This is a genomic window from Massilia sp. P2_C2 (genome assembly GCF_056404615.1).
The window spans coordinates 1-16,520 of sequence record NZ_JBFUDR010000132.1 but is presented as its reverse complement, the minus strand read 5'-3'; the positions used below and the strand labels follow the sequence as shown (position 1 = coordinate 16,520).

At 61.0% G+C, this 16,520-nt stretch carries 11 protein-coding genes, 1 tRNA gene and 1 pseudogene; 5 read left to right on the top strand and 8 right to left on the bottom strand.

The window, feature by feature from the left end:
* Both AC1DYX_RS16360 and AC1DYX_RS16355 read right to left on the bottom strand, forming a co-directional pair.
* The coding region (locus tag AC1DYX_RS16360; protein WP_477260620.1) for an RNA-binding domain-containing protein at positions 1–1,115 on the bottom strand (1,115 nt) is incomplete at its 3' end.
* 58 nt (positions 1,116–1,173) lie between these two features.
* Positions 1,174–1,284: pseudogene (locus tag AC1DYX_RS16355) on the bottom strand (type I restriction-modification system subunit M N-terminal domain-containing protein); the annotation flags it as partial.
* A gap of 382 nt (positions 1,285–1,666) precedes the next feature.
* Here AC1DYX_RS16355 and AC1DYX_RS16350 point away from each other — a divergent pair.
* The 4 genes from AC1DYX_RS16350 to AC1DYX_RS16335 all read left to right on the top strand — a co-directional run bounded on the left by AC1DYX_RS16350 (position 1,667) and on the right by AC1DYX_RS16335 (position 10,086).
* Positions 1,667–3,013, top strand: a complete 1,347-nt coding sequence (locus AC1DYX_RS16350; RefSeq protein WP_477260618.1) for a tyrosine-type recombinase/integrase — start codon at positions 1,667–1,669, stop codon at positions 3,011–3,013.
* A 469-nt stretch (positions 3,014–3,482) separates the two neighbouring features.
* Positions 3,483–6,269 (top strand): site-specific DNA-methyltransferase, encoded by a 2,787-nt coding sequence (locus AC1DYX_RS16345; RefSeq protein WP_477260616.1) that lies wholly within the window; start codon positions 3,483–3,485, stop codon positions 6,267–6,269.
* Positions 6,266–6,937 (top strand): hypothetical protein, encoded by a 672-nt coding sequence (locus AC1DYX_RS16340; RefSeq protein WP_477260614.1) that lies wholly within the window; start codon positions 6,266–6,268, stop codon positions 6,935–6,937. The genes AC1DYX_RS16345 and AC1DYX_RS16340 overlap by 4 nt, the downstream gene beginning before the upstream one ends.
* Positions 6,934–10,086, top strand: a complete 3,153-nt coding sequence (locus AC1DYX_RS16335; RefSeq protein WP_477260612.1) for a BPTD_3080 family restriction endonuclease — start codon at positions 6,934–6,936, stop codon at positions 10,084–10,086. Before AC1DYX_RS16340 ends, AC1DYX_RS16335 begins: the two co-directional genes overlap by 4 nt.
* A 286-nt stretch (positions 10,087–10,372) precedes the next feature.
* Here the strand turns inward: AC1DYX_RS16335 and AC1DYX_RS16330 are convergent, their stop codons facing one another.
* The 6 genes from AC1DYX_RS16330 to AC1DYX_RS16305 all read right to left on the bottom strand — a co-directional run bounded on the left by AC1DYX_RS16330 (position 10,373) and on the right by AC1DYX_RS16305 (position 15,794).
* Positions 10,373–10,786 (bottom strand): hypothetical protein, encoded by a 414-nt coding sequence (locus AC1DYX_RS16330; protein WP_477260610.1) that lies wholly within the window; start codon positions 10,784–10,786, stop codon positions 10,373–10,375.
* A 224-nt stretch (positions 10,787–11,010) separates the two neighbouring features.
* Positions 11,011–13,380 carry a phage/plasmid primase, P4 family gene (locus AC1DYX_RS16325; RefSeq protein WP_477260608.1) on the bottom strand — a complete coding sequence of 790 codons (2,370 nt, stop codon included), beginning with the start codon at positions 13,378–13,380 and terminating at the stop codon, positions 11,011–11,013.
* Positions 13,370–13,741 (bottom strand): hypothetical protein, encoded by a 372-nt coding sequence (locus AC1DYX_RS16320; protein ID WP_477260606.1) that lies wholly within the window; start codon positions 13,739–13,741, stop codon positions 13,370–13,372. The genes AC1DYX_RS16325 and AC1DYX_RS16320 overlap by 11 nt, the downstream gene beginning before the upstream one ends.
* The gene (locus tag AC1DYX_RS16315) at positions 13,741–13,905 is read right to left on the bottom strand and encodes a DNA-binding protein (protein WP_477260603.1); all 165 of its coding nucleotides are present in this window, start codon (positions 13,903–13,905) and stop codon (positions 13,741–13,743) included. The genes AC1DYX_RS16320 and AC1DYX_RS16315 overlap by 1 nt, the downstream gene beginning before the upstream one ends.
* Positions 13,906–14,149: 244 nt before the next feature.
* Entirely contained in the window at positions 14,150–15,133 is a 984-nt protein-coding gene (locus AC1DYX_RS16310) for a hypothetical protein (RefSeq protein WP_477260601.1), read from the bottom strand.
* A 585-nt stretch (positions 15,134–15,718) separates the two neighbouring features.
* A tRNA-Arg gene (locus tag AC1DYX_RS16305) sits at positions 15,719–15,794 on the bottom strand.
* 184 nt (positions 15,795–15,978) lie between these two features.
* Here AC1DYX_RS16305 and AC1DYX_RS16300 point away from each other — a divergent pair.
* On the top strand, positions 15,979–16,520 hold a 542-nt coding region (locus tag AC1DYX_RS16300; protein ID WP_477260599.1), incomplete at its 3' end, for a c-type cytochrome.

Genomic DNA, 16,520 nt, shown 5'->3' with positions numbered 1-16,520 from the left:
CCATAACCCATGGTGTCGATCATGCCCAACTGAACCATAGCTTGGGCCAACCAAGGGTTGCGATAGCGACTGGGCGTGCGCTCGCCAGTAAAGTATTCCTCGGCCATTCCCTCGAAAAAGCCGCCCGCATTCTCGAAGATCAGGCGATCCACCTTCTCGGTCAGCAGCACCCTAGCCTGCCGCGTGTAATCCTGGTGCGCTAGGCAGTTGTGCAAGGCTTCCAAAATCACCCGCGTGTCGTATTTCAACACCTCGGTTGCCAACAGTTGGTTGGCTGGAAACAGGCGCTGCTTGATGTTGCGGATACGCTGCAGGACTTGCGTGGTCGTCAGTAGGAAGGGCGGGCCGAAATGCTCGTAGGCGCGTTCTTCTGTTTCCAGCTTCCAAGTAATTTGTGCCGGATTCGGAGACAGCAGGTGGACAGCCGACGACCCTCCCAGCAACAACAGCGCAGCGCGCGTGATCTGACCGTTGGCTGTCAGCTTGGCGCGGTCCAGAAACACTTCCGCCGGCCATGTGTCGATTTGGTCGAGGAATGGTGCGGTTGCGTGTCGCTCCTTGAACTTCTGCCTTGCCAGCGCGAGCGCCCCGGCATCCAGATCGGCCACGGTGGCAGCCGGCACCACCTGGGCCGACCAGTCAACCAACTCAATAGGCTCATCCAGGATCGCCGTTAGCCTTTCAGGACGCATCTCGACCAAGCGATCGGCCAGGCGCTGCCAGGCCTTGTCATGGGCATAGACTGGCAGGCGAGGCCGATGTCGGGGGATGTGCAAGACCCATACCGTCTTGCCTGAGTCTTCCGTTACGAAGGCCTCTGCCCGCAACGCCTCGGCATCGAGGTTGGGGCAGCGCCCGAGCAGGCGCGGGCCCAGATTGTCTGGCGTATAGCCAGCGAAATTCTCGATGCCGACGATGTTCAGCGTGCCATCCTCGACGCCGATCAGCAAATGCCCGCCCTCCATATTCGCAATGGCCGAGACGTAGCTGGCAATGTCCTCGCCCTTGTGCCCGCTCACGGCATGAGTCAGGTTCTTGAACTCCTTCCACTCGCAGCTTGCGTCCTCCTTGGGAAAGCTTTGGCGTAGAAAATCACGCAGCGCTTGCTCATCCATGGTGGTGCTCCCCGTAAAAGCTTTGGCCTGCCGTGCGCAGCAGTAAGGGATCAGGGAGCAGAACGGTGAAAGGAAGGATGACTTCGCCGTATTCACTTTGCCTGTAGTCGCCGCCGCGCAAAAGATCTGCCACGGACCAGATGAACGACGACAAGCCTTGGTAATACATGTGGTGCCCCAAAGTTTACTGAAATCAGTTTGCTAAGACGAAACATTAGCATCTTCGGGCGGCAATCGCACCAAAAACAGCGGGCGAAGTAGGTTGAAGTAACCCCGGCGTAACCCAGCGACTTCTCTCAAGAAGAGCTATGTCGCTAAGTGTTTGAWTAGATGGCGCGGCTGGCGGGGATCGAACCCACGACCCTTGGCTTCGGAGGCCAGACAACTCGTCAAATTCATGCTTCAGCCCGGCAGACCAGAACAACAAAATAGATCGTATATTCAGCAACTTAGAAAGAATTTGCCATTCCACCCAGGTTCGTTTACATTTATCGATGTTCCCTGTAACGGGGTACACGCGGAGTACATGAGACTAATAATGGTGGATGGCTATGGCAAAGGTGAAGTTCACGGCAGGGCGTGTTGAAACCTTCAACTGCACCGCGGGGAGTAAATCGCCCTCGTTCCTTTGGGACGCCGTCGTCCCTGGCCTTGGTCTGCGCGCCACCCCTGCTGGGGCAAAGGCTTTCATATTCCAGGCGAAACTGCGGGGCGAAGTGATACGAGTCACGATTGGCGACCCTGCCGCATGGGATATAACGGCAGCGCGCGCCGAATCTGCCCGCTTGCGGGTGCTGATCGATAACGGGCTGGACCCACGCCGTGTGAAGGCCGAGGCCCATGCCGCGCGGGAAGCCGAACATGCCGCGAAGGAGGCGCAGCGCGCCATTCATGAACAGGAACGGGCGGCGGAAACGGCGAAGCGCGAACTGATCGCTCGAACTGCGTGGGACGCTTATATCGCCGCTCCGCACCCCAGATGGGGCGACCAACACCGTGCCGATCATTCAATCGCCGCGAGCGCCGGGGGCAGTCCTACGAAGAAAGGGGCGGGGTCCACCAAGCCAGGACCGCTCGCCCCGTTGCTCAGCAAACCGCTGCACTCGATCACGGCATCCGTAGTCCAGGAATGGCTTGTTGCGGAGTGCGCGACTCGCCCGACGTTCGCCCTGAACGCCTATCGCAAGTTCAGGACGTTTATCCGCTGGTGTACCAACCAGCCGCAGTTTCAGAATGTGGTCCAGGCAGAGTGCTGCATCGCCGATCAAGTCAAGGATGTCGTCCCGCGCAGCAAAACCAAGGAAGGCGACTGCCTGCAACGGGAACAATTAGCCGACTGGTTCCGGGCGGTGGCACAAATCTCGAACCCTGTCATCAGGGTCTATCTTCAGGCCCTGCTGATTACCGGAGCGCGACGCGAAGAGATGGCGTCGGTGCGTTGGTCCGATGTCGATTTCAAATGGCGCAGCCTGACCCTGAAGGACAAGGTCGAAGGCTTCCGGGTAATCCCGCTAACGCCCTATCTTTCGGTTCTGCTCAACTCACTGCCCCGACGAAATGACTGGGTCTTCAGCAGCCCAACCGCCGCGAACGGCCGACTGGCTGAACCCCGGCTGGCACACACCAAAGCACTGGTAGCAGCGGGATTGCCACACGTATCGCTACATGGCCTGCGCCGCTCGTTCGGAACGCTGTGCGAGTGGGTGGAAATGCCGAGCGGAATTTCTGCCCAGATCATGGGACACAAGCCGAGCGCACTGGCAGAAAAACATTACCGTCGTCGCCCCCTCGACTTGCTGCGCAAGTGGCATGACCTGATCGAATCTTGGATTCTGGAGCAGGCCCTTGTCGAGTTTACGCCGGTTGCGCCGGGCCTGCGTCTCGCGGCCGGCGCGTGACTGCGCCAGGCGTTCGTATCAGGCGTGCCGTGGTCACCTTCTTGTGCAGCCCCTCATGTAATAACGCGCCGACGCGCCCATCGGTGATGCGGCCGCCCACGGCGGCTTGCGGGCCGCACGCCGCACCCTAMATACGCGCCTTAGCGTTACTCAAGTCGTATATCGACGAGTCCAGCCGGACGAGGTTTCGCCCCAGCAGAAACCGCCTCCAGGTGCCCTCGGCTCGCTCGGCGAAACCGCCCCGCATCCCCATCCAGCCCGGTTGCCGGTTGTCAGCAAGTGGACTGGTCTTGCCACTTCTTACCGCGTAGCGCAAAAACAGCGCCGAGCGACGCCTGCCTCGGGCTTCACACCGGCTCGGCAAGCCACCGATTTGCCCATGCTACGCTGTTTCTTTTCGTTAAATGATGTAGTTCCGCTGGTAGAATTGTGCAAATTATCAACAGAACTAGCAGTTATTGGAGGAAGCTTGGCCACTCGTCGCACCGCGAAATCCGCTGCCACTTTGCAAACCACCGATTACCATCACAGCCAGGAAGCCACGCAGCGGCCTGACGTCGGCGTGCAGGACCAGTTCACGGGTCGCAAGCCACCGCGCACCTACCGCTACGACAGCAGCCTCGACCCCGCCCTTAGCTGGGACGAAAACAGCGACCGCGAACTCGCCGAGTGGCTCATCGGCCTTGTGCAGCGATGTGCCGTCGAGGGTGAGGCGGCCGTCTTCGCCGAGCCGCAGCGCTGGGCAAGTGGCGGCGTTCAGGTGCAATCGCTGAAGAATGCAGCGGACATACTAAAGGCGTTGTCACAGCCCTTCTTGAATTGGGCCGGCAAGGCCGAGCGCCACCAAATTGAGTTACCGACCATCCCGTTGTTCGTGCACGAGCGACACTCCACCAAGGCTATCCTTGACGGCATCAAAAATCGTAAGGCCAAGGGAACGACGCTCGACCTGTTCGGCGATAGCGGTCTCGACGTGACCGACAAGCTCGACGCCTACGAGCACAAGGGGCCGTGGCAGAACCGGATGATTCTCGGCGACAGCCTTCAAATTATGAACTCGCTGTTGGAGTTCGAGGGTCTGGGCGGTCAGGTTCAGATGGTTTATATGGACCCGCCATATGGGGTGAAGTTCGGGTCGAATTTTCAGCCGTTCATTCGGCGCCGCGATGTAAAACATGGCGGCGATGGCGATATGACTCGCGAGCCAGARATGGTTAAGGCGTACCGAGATACCTGGGAATTAGGACTACACTCGTACCTGACATACATGCGAGACCGGCTCCTACTTGCGAAGGAATTGCTACATGAAACTGGAAGTATTTTCGTTCAAATTGCTGACGAAAATATCCATCATGTTCGAGAAATACTCGATGAAATTTTTGGCGAAAGCAACTTCTCAGCGCAAATTGCGTTCAAGGCCGCTGATCCACTAGGTCAAAAAGGCCTCGCGCGTGTCTACGACTACATTCTTTGGTATTCGAAAGATGCGACGAGGCAAAAATATCGTCCCATCTTCAAGCCTCGCGACATCAGTGGYGACCGCGAATACAAGTACATCGACGATGCGAGTCAGCCGCTAGGCTACAGGATTCTGAGCGAAGATGAGTTTGAAGCCCTCAACGACCATTCTGGCGTCTTCCGCAGGCGAAACCTAACTTCTTCGGGTTTCACGGAAAGTTGCACTTTTCAGTTTGAATTGAATGGGAAAACCTTTTTCCCCGCTGGTGGCAAAAGCTGGTCAACAAACCCTCCTGGTATTGAGCGACTGAAGGAGCGCAAGCGGCTATTCGTTTTGGGGAAAGACCCATACTTCAAGAGCTATCAGACAGACTTCGCTTGGCAGCAGTTTGATAACTGTTGGACTGACAAGCCTGCTGCAAAGGCGAAGTTATACGTTGTCCAGACTGCTGAGAAGTTCATTGAGCGATGCATGCTTATGTGCTCGGACCCCGGTGATTTGGTCTTGGATACCACCTGCGGTTCAGGAACAACCGCATTTGTGGCCGAGCAATGGGGGCGGCGCTGGATTACCTGCGACACGTCGCGTGTGCCGCTTGCATTAGCCCGGCAGCGCCTGCTGACGGCAACTTATCCGTACTACGAGCTGAAAAATCCGCAGGCCGGCCCGGTGGGCGGCTTCGAATACAAGCGCCGCCAGAACCGAAAGGGTGAAGAGGTCGGCGGGCTGGTGCCGCACATCACGCTGAAGTCCATCGCTAACGATGAGGCGCCGGCCACCGAAATGCTCGTGGACCGCCCCGAGGTGAACAGCGGCGTGGTGCGCGTGGCCGGGCCATTTGTGGTCGAGGCCACCATTGCGCCAGCCCAAGTGATGGACGAAGAGCCTGCCGGAGCGGCGCCGACTGGTGCCCCGCAGTCGCTGGACGATGCCATCGGCGCGGCCGATGGTGCAAACGGCGGCCTGCCGCGGGCCGTGGCCGAACCCGTCGCTCGCTACGGCGACCCCGCAACCCACATCGAGCGCATGACCCAGGTGCTGCGCCAGTCCAAGACATTGCGCCTGCCAGGAAATCGGGAACTGGTGCTGGCTGACATCCGTCGTATGAACGACAGCGACGTGCTGCATGCCGAGGGAACGGATAGCGAGGGTTCTCGCATCGCCATTGTCTTCGGCCCGGAGGACGGCGCCATCTCGTCTGATGTCGTGTTTGAGGCGGCACGCGAAGCCTACTTCCTGAAGTTCCCTAGCCTTTACTTCTTCGGGTTCGCCATTCAGGCCAAGGCGCGCGAGTTGCTGGAAGACCGGGCAAAGCTGCGCGTGCCCTGCACCTATGTCACCGTTACGCCCGACGTGGCGATGTCGGACCTGCTGAAGACCAGCCGGGCCAGCGAAATTTTCTCCGTCACCGGCCTGCCCGATGCTGTGCTGCGAAAATCGGGCAAGAAGAATGACGACGGCGCCGCGCTGTACGAGGTCGAACTTCTGGGGCTGGACATCTTCAACCCGGCGACGATGGAGCAGGAGGCCATTGAGGGCCAGAACATGCCCGCGTGGATGCTGGACACTGACTATGACGGTCTGAGCTTCTACGCCACTCAGGTGTTCTTCCCCAAGACCGCCGCGTGGGACAATCTGCAGAAGTCCCTGAAGGCCGAGTTCGACCCGTCGGTGTGGTCGCACCTTGCCGGCACCGTTAGCGAGCCCTTCGCGGTGGGGTCGAGGCAGCGCGTGGCCGTGAAGGTCATCGACGACCGCGGCAACGAGCTGATGCGGGTGTTGGAGGTGAAGGCATGACGGGCGAACTCTTTCAACCGACCGTCATTGCCTGTGTCGATGTCGGCTCGCCCAAGAAGGGAAACGTGGGGTGGGCCGTGTTGTATCAGGGTACCCAGAGAACGGGACGCGACCTGGGACAGTTTGTTGACGCGCTGGCCGCGCACGTGCAGGCTCGGAGGTCGGTTGCCGTTGGCTTCGAGTGCCCCCTTTACGTGCCCAAGCGCGAGGATGCGGCGGCAATGACGGATTGCCGCCTCGGAGAACAGGGTTTGAATTGGTGCGGCGGCCCGGGAGCTTCGGTTTTGGCGACGGGCCTTGTACAGGTCAACTGGATTCTGTCGAAACTGGCCGGATTGAATGCAAATGCAACCGGAACCACACGATGGCGTGAGTTCGCTTCCGGTCAATGCAAGCTGTTCTTTTGGGAGGCGTTCATTACGAGCCGGGCAGGAGTCTCGGTCCCGATTGACGCCGTAGCAGGCGTGTCGCATCACGAAGAAGACGCACTTTGTGGAGCCCTGGCGTTCCGCCAGGTCGAGACGACCGATGACCACTTCCCGAGTGATTTGCAGGATGAGCGCGCCCTTTCGCTTATCGGCATGCACCTGGTGCAGACGGGGCTCAGCAAGGACATGAGCTTGATGTCTGAGCGCTGCTGCGTGTTGAAGGTGAGGAAGCCGCGATGAACCAAATCAACGCCGTCGAAGCTCCCATCATCAACTCGCCCTACGACGAGCCGGCACATCACTGGCACATCGAGGCGGCGAGGCAGCCGGAGAAGCGGCCAAGCCGGCGCTTGGCCTCGTACTTCTTCCGCGTGCCCGAGCGCGCGGCGCGTGGGCGCAAAGCCAAGGGCCAGCAGTCGCTGCTGGATGACGCCTCCAGGGGCGAGGAATACTTGTTGGACCTGGCGAACCTGATTCGCCAGCGACTGAAGGACTGGCGCGCACGCGATTACGCCGGGGCGACCAAGGTCACGCGCGAACTGCTGGAACTGTGGCGCTCTCCCGACCGTGCGCAGCGGCTGTTCTTTGCCCAACTCGAAGCGGTCGAGACGGTGCTGTTCCTGGTCGAAGGGCCTGATGACCTGAAGCAAGGTGTCAAGGTGCCCGGCGACGAACCAGGCGAGGACGCCAAGGCAGAGGGCTACAAGGCGTTCCTGCGTTATGCGCTGAAGATGGCGACCGGCAGCGGCAAGACCACCGTCATGGGTATGCTGTCGGCCTGGTCTATTCTCAACAAGGTGGCGCAGCCGCAGGCAGCGGCCTACTCTGACACGGTGCTCATCGTCTGCCCGAACGTGACCATCCGCGACCGCCTGCGCGAGCTGGACCCCAACCTCGACGAGTTGAGCCTGTACCGCACGCGGCAACTGGTGCCGCTACACCGCATGCCCGACCTCCGGCGTGGCGAGGTCTTCATCACCAACTGGCACAACCTCGAACGGCGCGAGCTGTCCGACGTGAACGGCACCACGGCCAAGGTGGTCAAACGTGGCGTGCCGGTCGAGAAGATGCGTTCCGTGAAGCTCGGTGGGCGCGACGAGCTGACCGAGGCTGACATCCGGCAGCAGGCACTGACAGGTGCCTTCAACATCCTGCGCGAGCTGCGCGATGCCAAGGGCAACCTGGTCGGCTTCGAGGTCAAGGAGGTGCGCTACTACGAGAGCGACACCGCGTTCCTGCGCCGCGTGCTGGGCAATCGCAAGGGCCGCAGTTCGGCCATCCTCGTGATGAACGATGAGGCGCACCATGCCTACCGGCGTGGCAAGCTCGATGCCGACGACGTGTTCGCGGTGGACGAGGAAACGGCCGAGATCGATGCCCGCGAAGCCACAGTGTGGGTCGAAGGGTTGGACCGTATCAACAAGGCGCTGGGCGGACGCAGCAGCGGCATCCGTCTTTGCGTGGACTTGTCAGCCACGCCGTTCTTCATCCAGGGCAGCGGCAACGAGGTTGGCAAGCCTTTCCCATGGGTGGTGAGCGACTTCAGCCTGCTGGAGGCCATCGAAGCCGGACTGGTGAAGATTCCGCAACTGCCAACGCAGGACATCGGCGGTACCGAGACGCCGGCCTACTTCAACGTGTGGCGCTGGGTGCAGCAGATTGCTGAAAAGGACGGCGTGAGCGGCAAGCTCACGCCTGACGTGCTGATGCGCTACGCGACCCAGCCCATCACCCAGCTTGCCGACGAGTGGCGTAAGACGGCCGCAGAGTGGCAGACGCAATACCAGGCGGGGCACCGCAAGAGCAACGTGCCGCCGGTGTTCATCATCGTGTGCCGCGACACGTCACTGGCGAAGGAGTTGTTCGACTGGCTCGCCAATGGCAAGAGCGACTATGGCGCAGCCCCCGAGCAATTCCGCAATGCGCCCGGCCGGGAATGGACGGTACGCGTCGATAGCAAGGTGGCCGAGGACATCGCGGAGGGCGGTGGCAAGAACGACGAAGCGCGGCGCCTGCGCTTCGTGCTGGAGACCATCGGCAAGACCGCCTGGCCCGGCGGCAAGGTGCCCGAGGAATACGCGGCCCTCGTGGACAAGCACAACCACAAGGCGCTGGAAGACGACAACGGCCTCGTGACCACCGACGCCAGCGTGCCGCCGGGTCGCGACGTGCGCTGCATCATCAGCGTGGCGATGCTGTCCGAGGGATGGGATGCCACGACGGTGACGCACGTCGTCGGCCTGCGGCCCTTCGGCTCGCAACTGCTGTGTGAGCAGGTGGTCGGGCGCGCGCTGCGGCGCACGTCCTATGCGGTGGATGAGGCTACGGGCTTCTTCCGTGAGGAGACGGCTAAGGTCTTCGGCGTGCCCTTCGAACTCATCCCGTTCAAAGTGGAGGGCGGTACCCACCAGCCGCCGACGCCGCCAGCCAACCAGATTTATGCCGTGCCTGCAAAGGCCCAGTACGAAATCAACTTCCCTGTGGTGGAGGGCTACACAGACCCCGGCATTACCCGTCTGTCGGTCGATTGGGCCAAGGTGCCGACGCTGGTGCTTGACCCGATGGACGTGCCCGACACAGTGCTGATGAAAGGGCTAACCACGCAGGACGGCGCGCTCGCGGCCTATGGTCCTGGTGCCGCCGCCGTCGTGACGCTGGATGCCTGGCGCATGCGGGTGCGTGTGCAGCAGGTGGCCTTCACGTTGGCCAAGGTGGTGGCTCAGCACTGGCAGCAGGAGCAGGGCGACACCATCCCGATGCACCGCCTGTTCCCTCAGTTGCTGACTTACGCGCAGCACTTCCTGGCGAACAAGCTGGATTGCAAGGGCAACCGCGCAGGGCAAGATGTGGCGCTCAACCCATACTTCCAGCGTGCAGTGGGTATTCTGTTCGATGCCCTGCAGCCGGTGGACGAGAGCGGGCAGAACCAGGAGCGGCCCATCATCACCCCGGGGCCAGCCGGCGAGCGCTCGACGCGACATGTCGAGTTTTTCACCGGGCGCCAGCCCTGGCCTGTGCAGAAGTGCCACCTAAATGCGATGGTGGCCGACACCAAGACCTGGGAACAGTCGGCCGCGACAGCGTTGGACGCCCATGATGCTGTTCTCCGCTGGGTCAAGAACGACCACCTTGGATTCGTCGTGCCGTACCGCAAGGATGGCGTGCGGCGCCGCTACCTACCGGACTTCATTGTCGAGCTGGTAAGCGGCGAGCGCGCCATTATCGAAATCAAGGGCCAGCTTGGCGACGCCGAAGTCAAAGCCAGCGCTGCGCATCGCTGGTGCAACGCCGTGAACAACGACGGCCGGTTCGGGCGGTGGAGCTACCACCTCGTGCGTCAGCCGCCGGACCTGATGCGGCTGCTGGACGGGATGACGACCACGGCATAATTCCTGTCACGCGGCAGCGTGGATGGGGGTCGGCGACAACCGCCGTTGGCCGTTGGCTGCGACGCCAGCCCCCAAGCGCGGCCTGCTTTGCGCGAACCGTCCAGTTGGTCGATGGCGTGCCGCCGCCGCCAGGGCGGTCAGTGTTAAAGCCGCTGCTAAACAGCTCGGCGTCTCGCCCTGCTACATAAAGAGCGCAAGACGCTAGCTGTTCGTCGCTTCTGAAGGTTTAACTACTGAGTTTGCAGCGAAGTCCTAACCTCGCCGGGCCATCACCGGCCTGGTACCTTTACCGTTCAGCGTGCACCCACTCCGATTTGACCGGCGCATCCAGTCCGAGCATCCGGCATTTCCTTTCCATGATGGCCAGGCAGGCCGACAGCGCCATCAGGTCGCCGGCAAGCGCATCCTGATAAGGTCGGACGAACAGCGCATCAACCCGTTCTAGCTCCAGCAAAAATACGTCCTCGCCAGGCGCGCGGACGACGCGCTTCAAGGCCGCCGCGACCGCTTTATAGGCGGCCTGCGCGCTACCGTAACCAAGCGCCTCGGCGATCTGCGCGTAGGTGTAGCCGAGCCTGCGGTATTCCAAGGCGGGCAACTGCCTTTCCATCACGGCCCTGATGCGACGCGGCGAAGTCAACGATTCGCCCCGCCTCATCCTTTTCTTTTTCGTCACGCGGCCGTTCTGGACGGTGCTCATCGCAGGCGCGTTAGCGTCAACTACTTGCCATACGGTAGCATTGCGGGTCACGTTGTTACCTCGAAAAGTTGAAACTGCGCTGAAAAACAGCGGGGCGGTCGGGGCACTTTTTCACGTATTTCCAAAACTTCTCCCAACAAGCAAAGCATGAGTATGTTTCCGAAAAACAGCCGTCAAACGCCCCATGCGCTCCCGGTCCACTGATATTTTCTTTTTCTCCCGCGCTATATACCTTTGAGGCGCGCGTACGCGCCAGCATCAACATAGGATTTGCTGGTCAGCCGCAAGCCGCACCAGATGCGCTTACCGTGCGATTTCCTTTGGACGTAACCGCGTTCGCTGATGCGGCGACCGAGCGCCACCGAGCTGGCCGGGTGCAGACCGTTCTCAACGCACCAGCCCTTGTAGCTTGCATACAGGTCGCCGGACGACGTCTCGCCGTACTTACTCGGCGTCGTGCACTCGTCGAGCCAGCGGCCCGTCAAATCCTGGTCCACTTGATAGGCATCGGTCGCCTGACGAATCACCGCCGGGGTATCGGCCAACCCGCGTCGCTGCCACTCCATGCAACCCGCGACCATCCATGCGAGGATGTGTGGTGCTTCCGCTTTGAGCTTGTCGAGTAAGCGCGGGTCGCGCTCATCCGGCGCGAACGTCCGGTTAAACGGCACCAGGCGCACACGGCGCCAGATGCCGTGGTCGTTCCCTTTCACGATCGGCTTGTGGTTCCCAGCCATCACCAACTTGAGACAGGGCGTGAACTGCATCGGCGCTGCGTACAGGCGCCGCACCGCCATGCTGTCGCCGGAAACGAGACTCTTGACCAGCGACTCGGCCAGCGCCGCGTTGTCCTCTGTTTCGGATGACACCACGAGCCGCGCGCCGATGAGCGCCGCTAAATCGGGCGTGGCTCCGCCGGCCTGACGCCTCGACTCGCTCAGCGTTTCAGACGCGATGGCGCGCCCGTAATCGCCCATGACGTGTTTCAGCACCTCGATAAATACACTTTTACCGTTGGCGCCCAGCCCGAAGCAGAACAGGAAGACCTGCTCTTGCGTCGATCCGGTCAGCAGGTACCCGCAAAAACGCTGCAACCAGTCCAGCATCTCGATGTCACCTTCGAACACTTGGTCCAAGAACTGGAGCCAGCGTACCGCCTTGGCCGCGTCGCCGATGCTGGCGACGCCCAGCGTCTTGGTGACGTAGTCGGATAACGTGGCGGGCCTTTGAGCACCCGTGTGCAGCGCGATTACCTGTTTCGCCCCGTCCAGCCCAACGATGAGAGGGTCGGCGTCGAGGCAGGCGTGGGGTAAGCGGATGCTCGGGAAGTCGGACAGCAAGCCAACCACGGCGTTGATGACGCGCTGCTCCTGGCTTTTGCGCGCCCAACGCCCGAAATGTTCGGCGTCGGTCAAATGCCTGCTGCCCTCGCTGTAGATTTTCCCGGCCAGGTTCGCGGAGAGCGAACGCACGCCGGAACCGTCGTCCCACTTCCATGCGCCGCCGTGCCAGCAAATCCACGAGTCCGCGTCATACACATAGTGAAGTTTGTCGCCGTGGGCATCGAAAAGGCGTTGCGCGTTCCCGTATTCGGTCAGTGGGCGCGAATCGGTGGTGCCGTCCCGGACATCGCAAGTCGGCAGGGCCGGCACCGAGAACAGCGTGACCGCAGAACCGAGCGCATCTCCCGCAGCGGCCAGTTGCCGGCGCACGGAATCAAGCCCCTCCGCTTGGGCGAGGTCGTTGAAGTCGCCATGGTCGCGGCCATCGGCGAACGCGGGCAGCAGCACAGCCGCGGGGGCGCCGGCGCTTGCCGCAGCCTGCGCATAGTCACGTCCCTTGCCATGTGCGTCCAAATCGCCCGCGATGACCAGCGACGATTTAGGGAACTGACGACGCAGGTCGGTGGCGACATCGTCCATGTTGGCGCCGGAAAAGCACACAACGACGACGCCGCCGCTGGCTTCATGGGCGCTGCACCCGGTTGCCCAGCCCTCGACCAACGTCATTGGCACGCCATCGGACGGGCAACCGAGGAACAGACGACCCGCAGCCGTTTTTCCCTTGGGCAGGAAACGCTTTTGCCCGTCAGGGCGGATGAACTGCAAGGTTTGCAGCGCGCCGTCGGGACCGGACAACGGCAGTACGATTGCGCCGTCCGCGCTTTGGCGCGCGCCGTACGGGACAATACCCTTACGAACGACATAGGCCTGCGAGGGGTCGAGTTCCATGCTGGCCTTCAGGATAAGCACGGCCGTCTCGGCGGCAGCGGCATGATCGGCAGCGAGCTCACGCTCCGCCTGCTGACGAGCACGCGCGGCGACCAGTCGTGCACGGTATTGTTCCGCTTCGGTTGGCGGCTGTGCGTCAGCGTCGCGCTGCTGCCAAGTAAAGCTCGTGCCGTCACGGTGGCAGCCGAACACCGCGCCGCAGCCATCGTCGAACAGCTTGCACCAGCCGGCACGGTCGCGCACCTTGTCCGACGTCGGAAAGCGCACGAGCTTGCCCGGCACCATGACCTCTCCCGGAAACGGCAGCGACGCCCTGGCGAATGCCTCCGCCAGGGAGCCGCAGAAAATGAGGTTATTTTTCAAGCGCAGCCCCGCGCGCCTTGCGCTCGCGTTGAATACCCCAGCAGGCGACTTTCACGCGGTCCGCCTTATCCATTTCGTACACGCCGAAACGGATGGGATGACCATCACGGTCGATACCCGGAACGAGGCGGCACGGCAGCGTCAAGCCGAGGGCGCGCAGGCTGGCGATGATTTGCGGGCCATTCGCGGCGCCGGCGATTTGGTCGATTTCTTTGCGGCTGCGCGCACCCCGCCACAAGGCGTGAACAACACGCAAATAGCGCGGGTTTTCGGTCCCGGCGAACTTGGCGCTGGTTTTGGCCTTCGGGACGGCCGCCTCGACGACCAGTTCGGGGAACAAGGGGGATTGGTCCTTGCCCATTATTTCACCATGCCCAACTGAACGAGGGAGTCGGCGGGCCACATCAGGCGGCGGTTGGGCAGCTTGATGGGGCGCAGGCAGAAATACGCGCCCGTTTCGCAGTAGCGTTTACGGATCGACTGCGGTTTGATCCCCAACTCCTTGGCCAATTGTCCCGTATTCATAAGTGCCTCCCAAGAATTACGAATCACCGTGATTCGCTCTGGAGGCCACTTTATTTGTGCGGGTAAGACCTGAAAATCTTATCGGGCCACGCGGGTTTTTATCGGGCCACGCGGGTTTTTATCGGGTCACGCGGGTTCTTACAGGGTGTAGACGAAATGAATGACGGAGCGATCGGAACCCTACATGATTCGAAGACAGTGCCGAGCAAGCCGCCGTAGTAAATAGGGCTTTGTGATCTTGCAGTCAGCACTCGGTCATTCGTTCTATTCGCTGCCTTACCGCCTTCACGTTTGCCGTTGCAATTTTGCCATCATCGTTCAGGAATTTTATTTCATCGTGTGTCACCTCCGTGATATCGTCAGGATTCTTGGCGCGACATAGGTCCATGACGCGGCGGGCGCTGGGCAACGGCTCGCCCGCATCGTGTGCGTCTTTTAATACAGAAAAAATCACAGCCGTGAGTGCATCTACCCGCTTCGGCTCCCTGAGCGAGAATCTTCCGGTCGAGGTGATGCCCCTGCGTGGGGCCTCATGAGGTTGCCCCGCCACGGCATCGGCCGGAAACGGCTGCGTCCGATCCGCGAGGCCTTCAACAGTACGCGGCGGTGCCGACAATACTGACAACGAACCGATCGCCGACCCGCGCGCCCCTCCCCCGGACGAATTAGATGCCTTGACCAAATGCGCGATTCGCCCGTTGCTGCCGCACAGGGCGACAATCGCCGAATACATATTGTCCAGAAACTCGAATTTCCCGGTGACCGTACCGTCTTGGATGTGCAACACCGCGTCGCCATTCATCAATATGAACCGGCACCCCGCCTTTTCGAGTTCCTTCTTGAGGTCGCCCACATTTTCGCCGGCCGCGATGACAGAACAAAGAGCGGATTCGACTTCGGTATCCGGCGCATCTTCGAAAACCGGAGCGGGCACTGGAGCGAGCGCGGCCAGTTGCAGAGGGATGTTCCATTTGACCGTCTGTGCCCACCGCGCCAATTCAACAGGCGAAATCGCGCCGGGGTAGCACGCAGCCAGCAGCATTCGCCGATCAGCGAATCCTTTTATGGCCGAAAACATGTGATTCGCGCTCCAGCCCCACACCTTGCCCTGGCGGTCATAGGCGCTCACCTTGGACGGGTCGAGACCGAACGACAGGCACACGGCCTGATGCGTCGTTAGCGTGGGCATGTTCAACCATACATCCCAGTTTGGTGGCGGTTTTGTCATCGCGATTCGTACTAAGAAATGAACAAGGACCCAACGTTCCTGAAGCAATCCAGCGATTCGGAACAGCAAGGTACCAGCGGCATGGCTACAGTTATCGACCGTTGCGGTGGTACGCGGGCAGTTGCCCCATTACCGAGGGAATCGCAATGACAGCAAGAGTGACGAGTTAATCCGTCGGCATGACATGCGTGCTATCTCGGCAGGTATTCAAAGCGTTCTCATTCTATCTGGATATACCACAATGACAACTGTTTAGCCCATCAGTCACGGCTGGGCAAGAATATGCCTTGGTGGCGCGCCCGACAGCCGAGATGGTGAAGGCGAGCGGCCTGGGCTTGGATAGGCGGTTGGACGAGCGGATAAAAGATCAACGTCGTGCTGGGAAAACGAAACGCAAAGTGTCACCCGTGGGAGAGCCGGACAGGTGCCCGTGATGCCCGGCACATAGGCCAAAGATGGAAGAAAACGGACTGCGCGTACCCGCCCTGTTGACCAAAATGGGGTACACAGTGGGTACACGACAGGTTTCACGGTGAGGGCTTTCCGGCTGGACTTCCGAAAACCGTTCCTAAGTCTTTGATTTGATGGCGCGGCTGGCGGGGATCGAACCCACGACCCTTGGCTTCGGAGGCCAATACTCTATCCACTGAGCTACAGCCGCGCTGGTCGAAGTGATGCGAAGGATACAGACTTTCCCGGGCCTCGTCTATGGGAACCGGCCGACACGGCCGGAAATTGCGTTTCCATTAAAACTCTTTGCGTCTATAATCGCCCGGCGGCATTGCATTTGGATAAGCATTTCCGTAGGGCAGAAGCAGGTTTTTTTAATTTGTATTAAGGAAATCATGAGCGACGCGCACAACCAACACCAATCCTTCATCCGGACTCCCAAGCAACTCGTCATCGCAGTCGCTGGTTTTTTCCTGATTATTGTTCTCGGCATCATCCTGCTGGTGATCTTTGCCACCAACAAGCCCCTCGGTGGCGCCGGGTCCGAGAGCCAGAGTGCGCAGGCCGTCGCCGCGCGCGTGCGTCCGGTGGCCGAGGAAGGGTTTGCGTTCAAGGATGTGAATGCGCCCAAGGTGTTGCAGTCGGGCCAGGCCGTGTATAACGCCGTGTGCGTCGCCTGCCATGGCTCGGGTGCCGCCGGCGCGCCGAAGGCCGGTGATGCCGGTGCCTGGAGCGCCCGCATCGCGCAAGGTTACGATACCCTCGTCCAGCATGCCGTGCAGGGCATCCGCGCCATGCCGGCCAAGGGCGGCAATCCCGACCTCGACGACGTCGAAGTCGCCCGCGCCGTGGTCTATATGGCCAACCAGTCGGGCGCCAGGTTCAAGGAACCGGAAGCGCCGGCAGCCGCTGCCCAGGCGCCGGCCCAGGCTGGCAC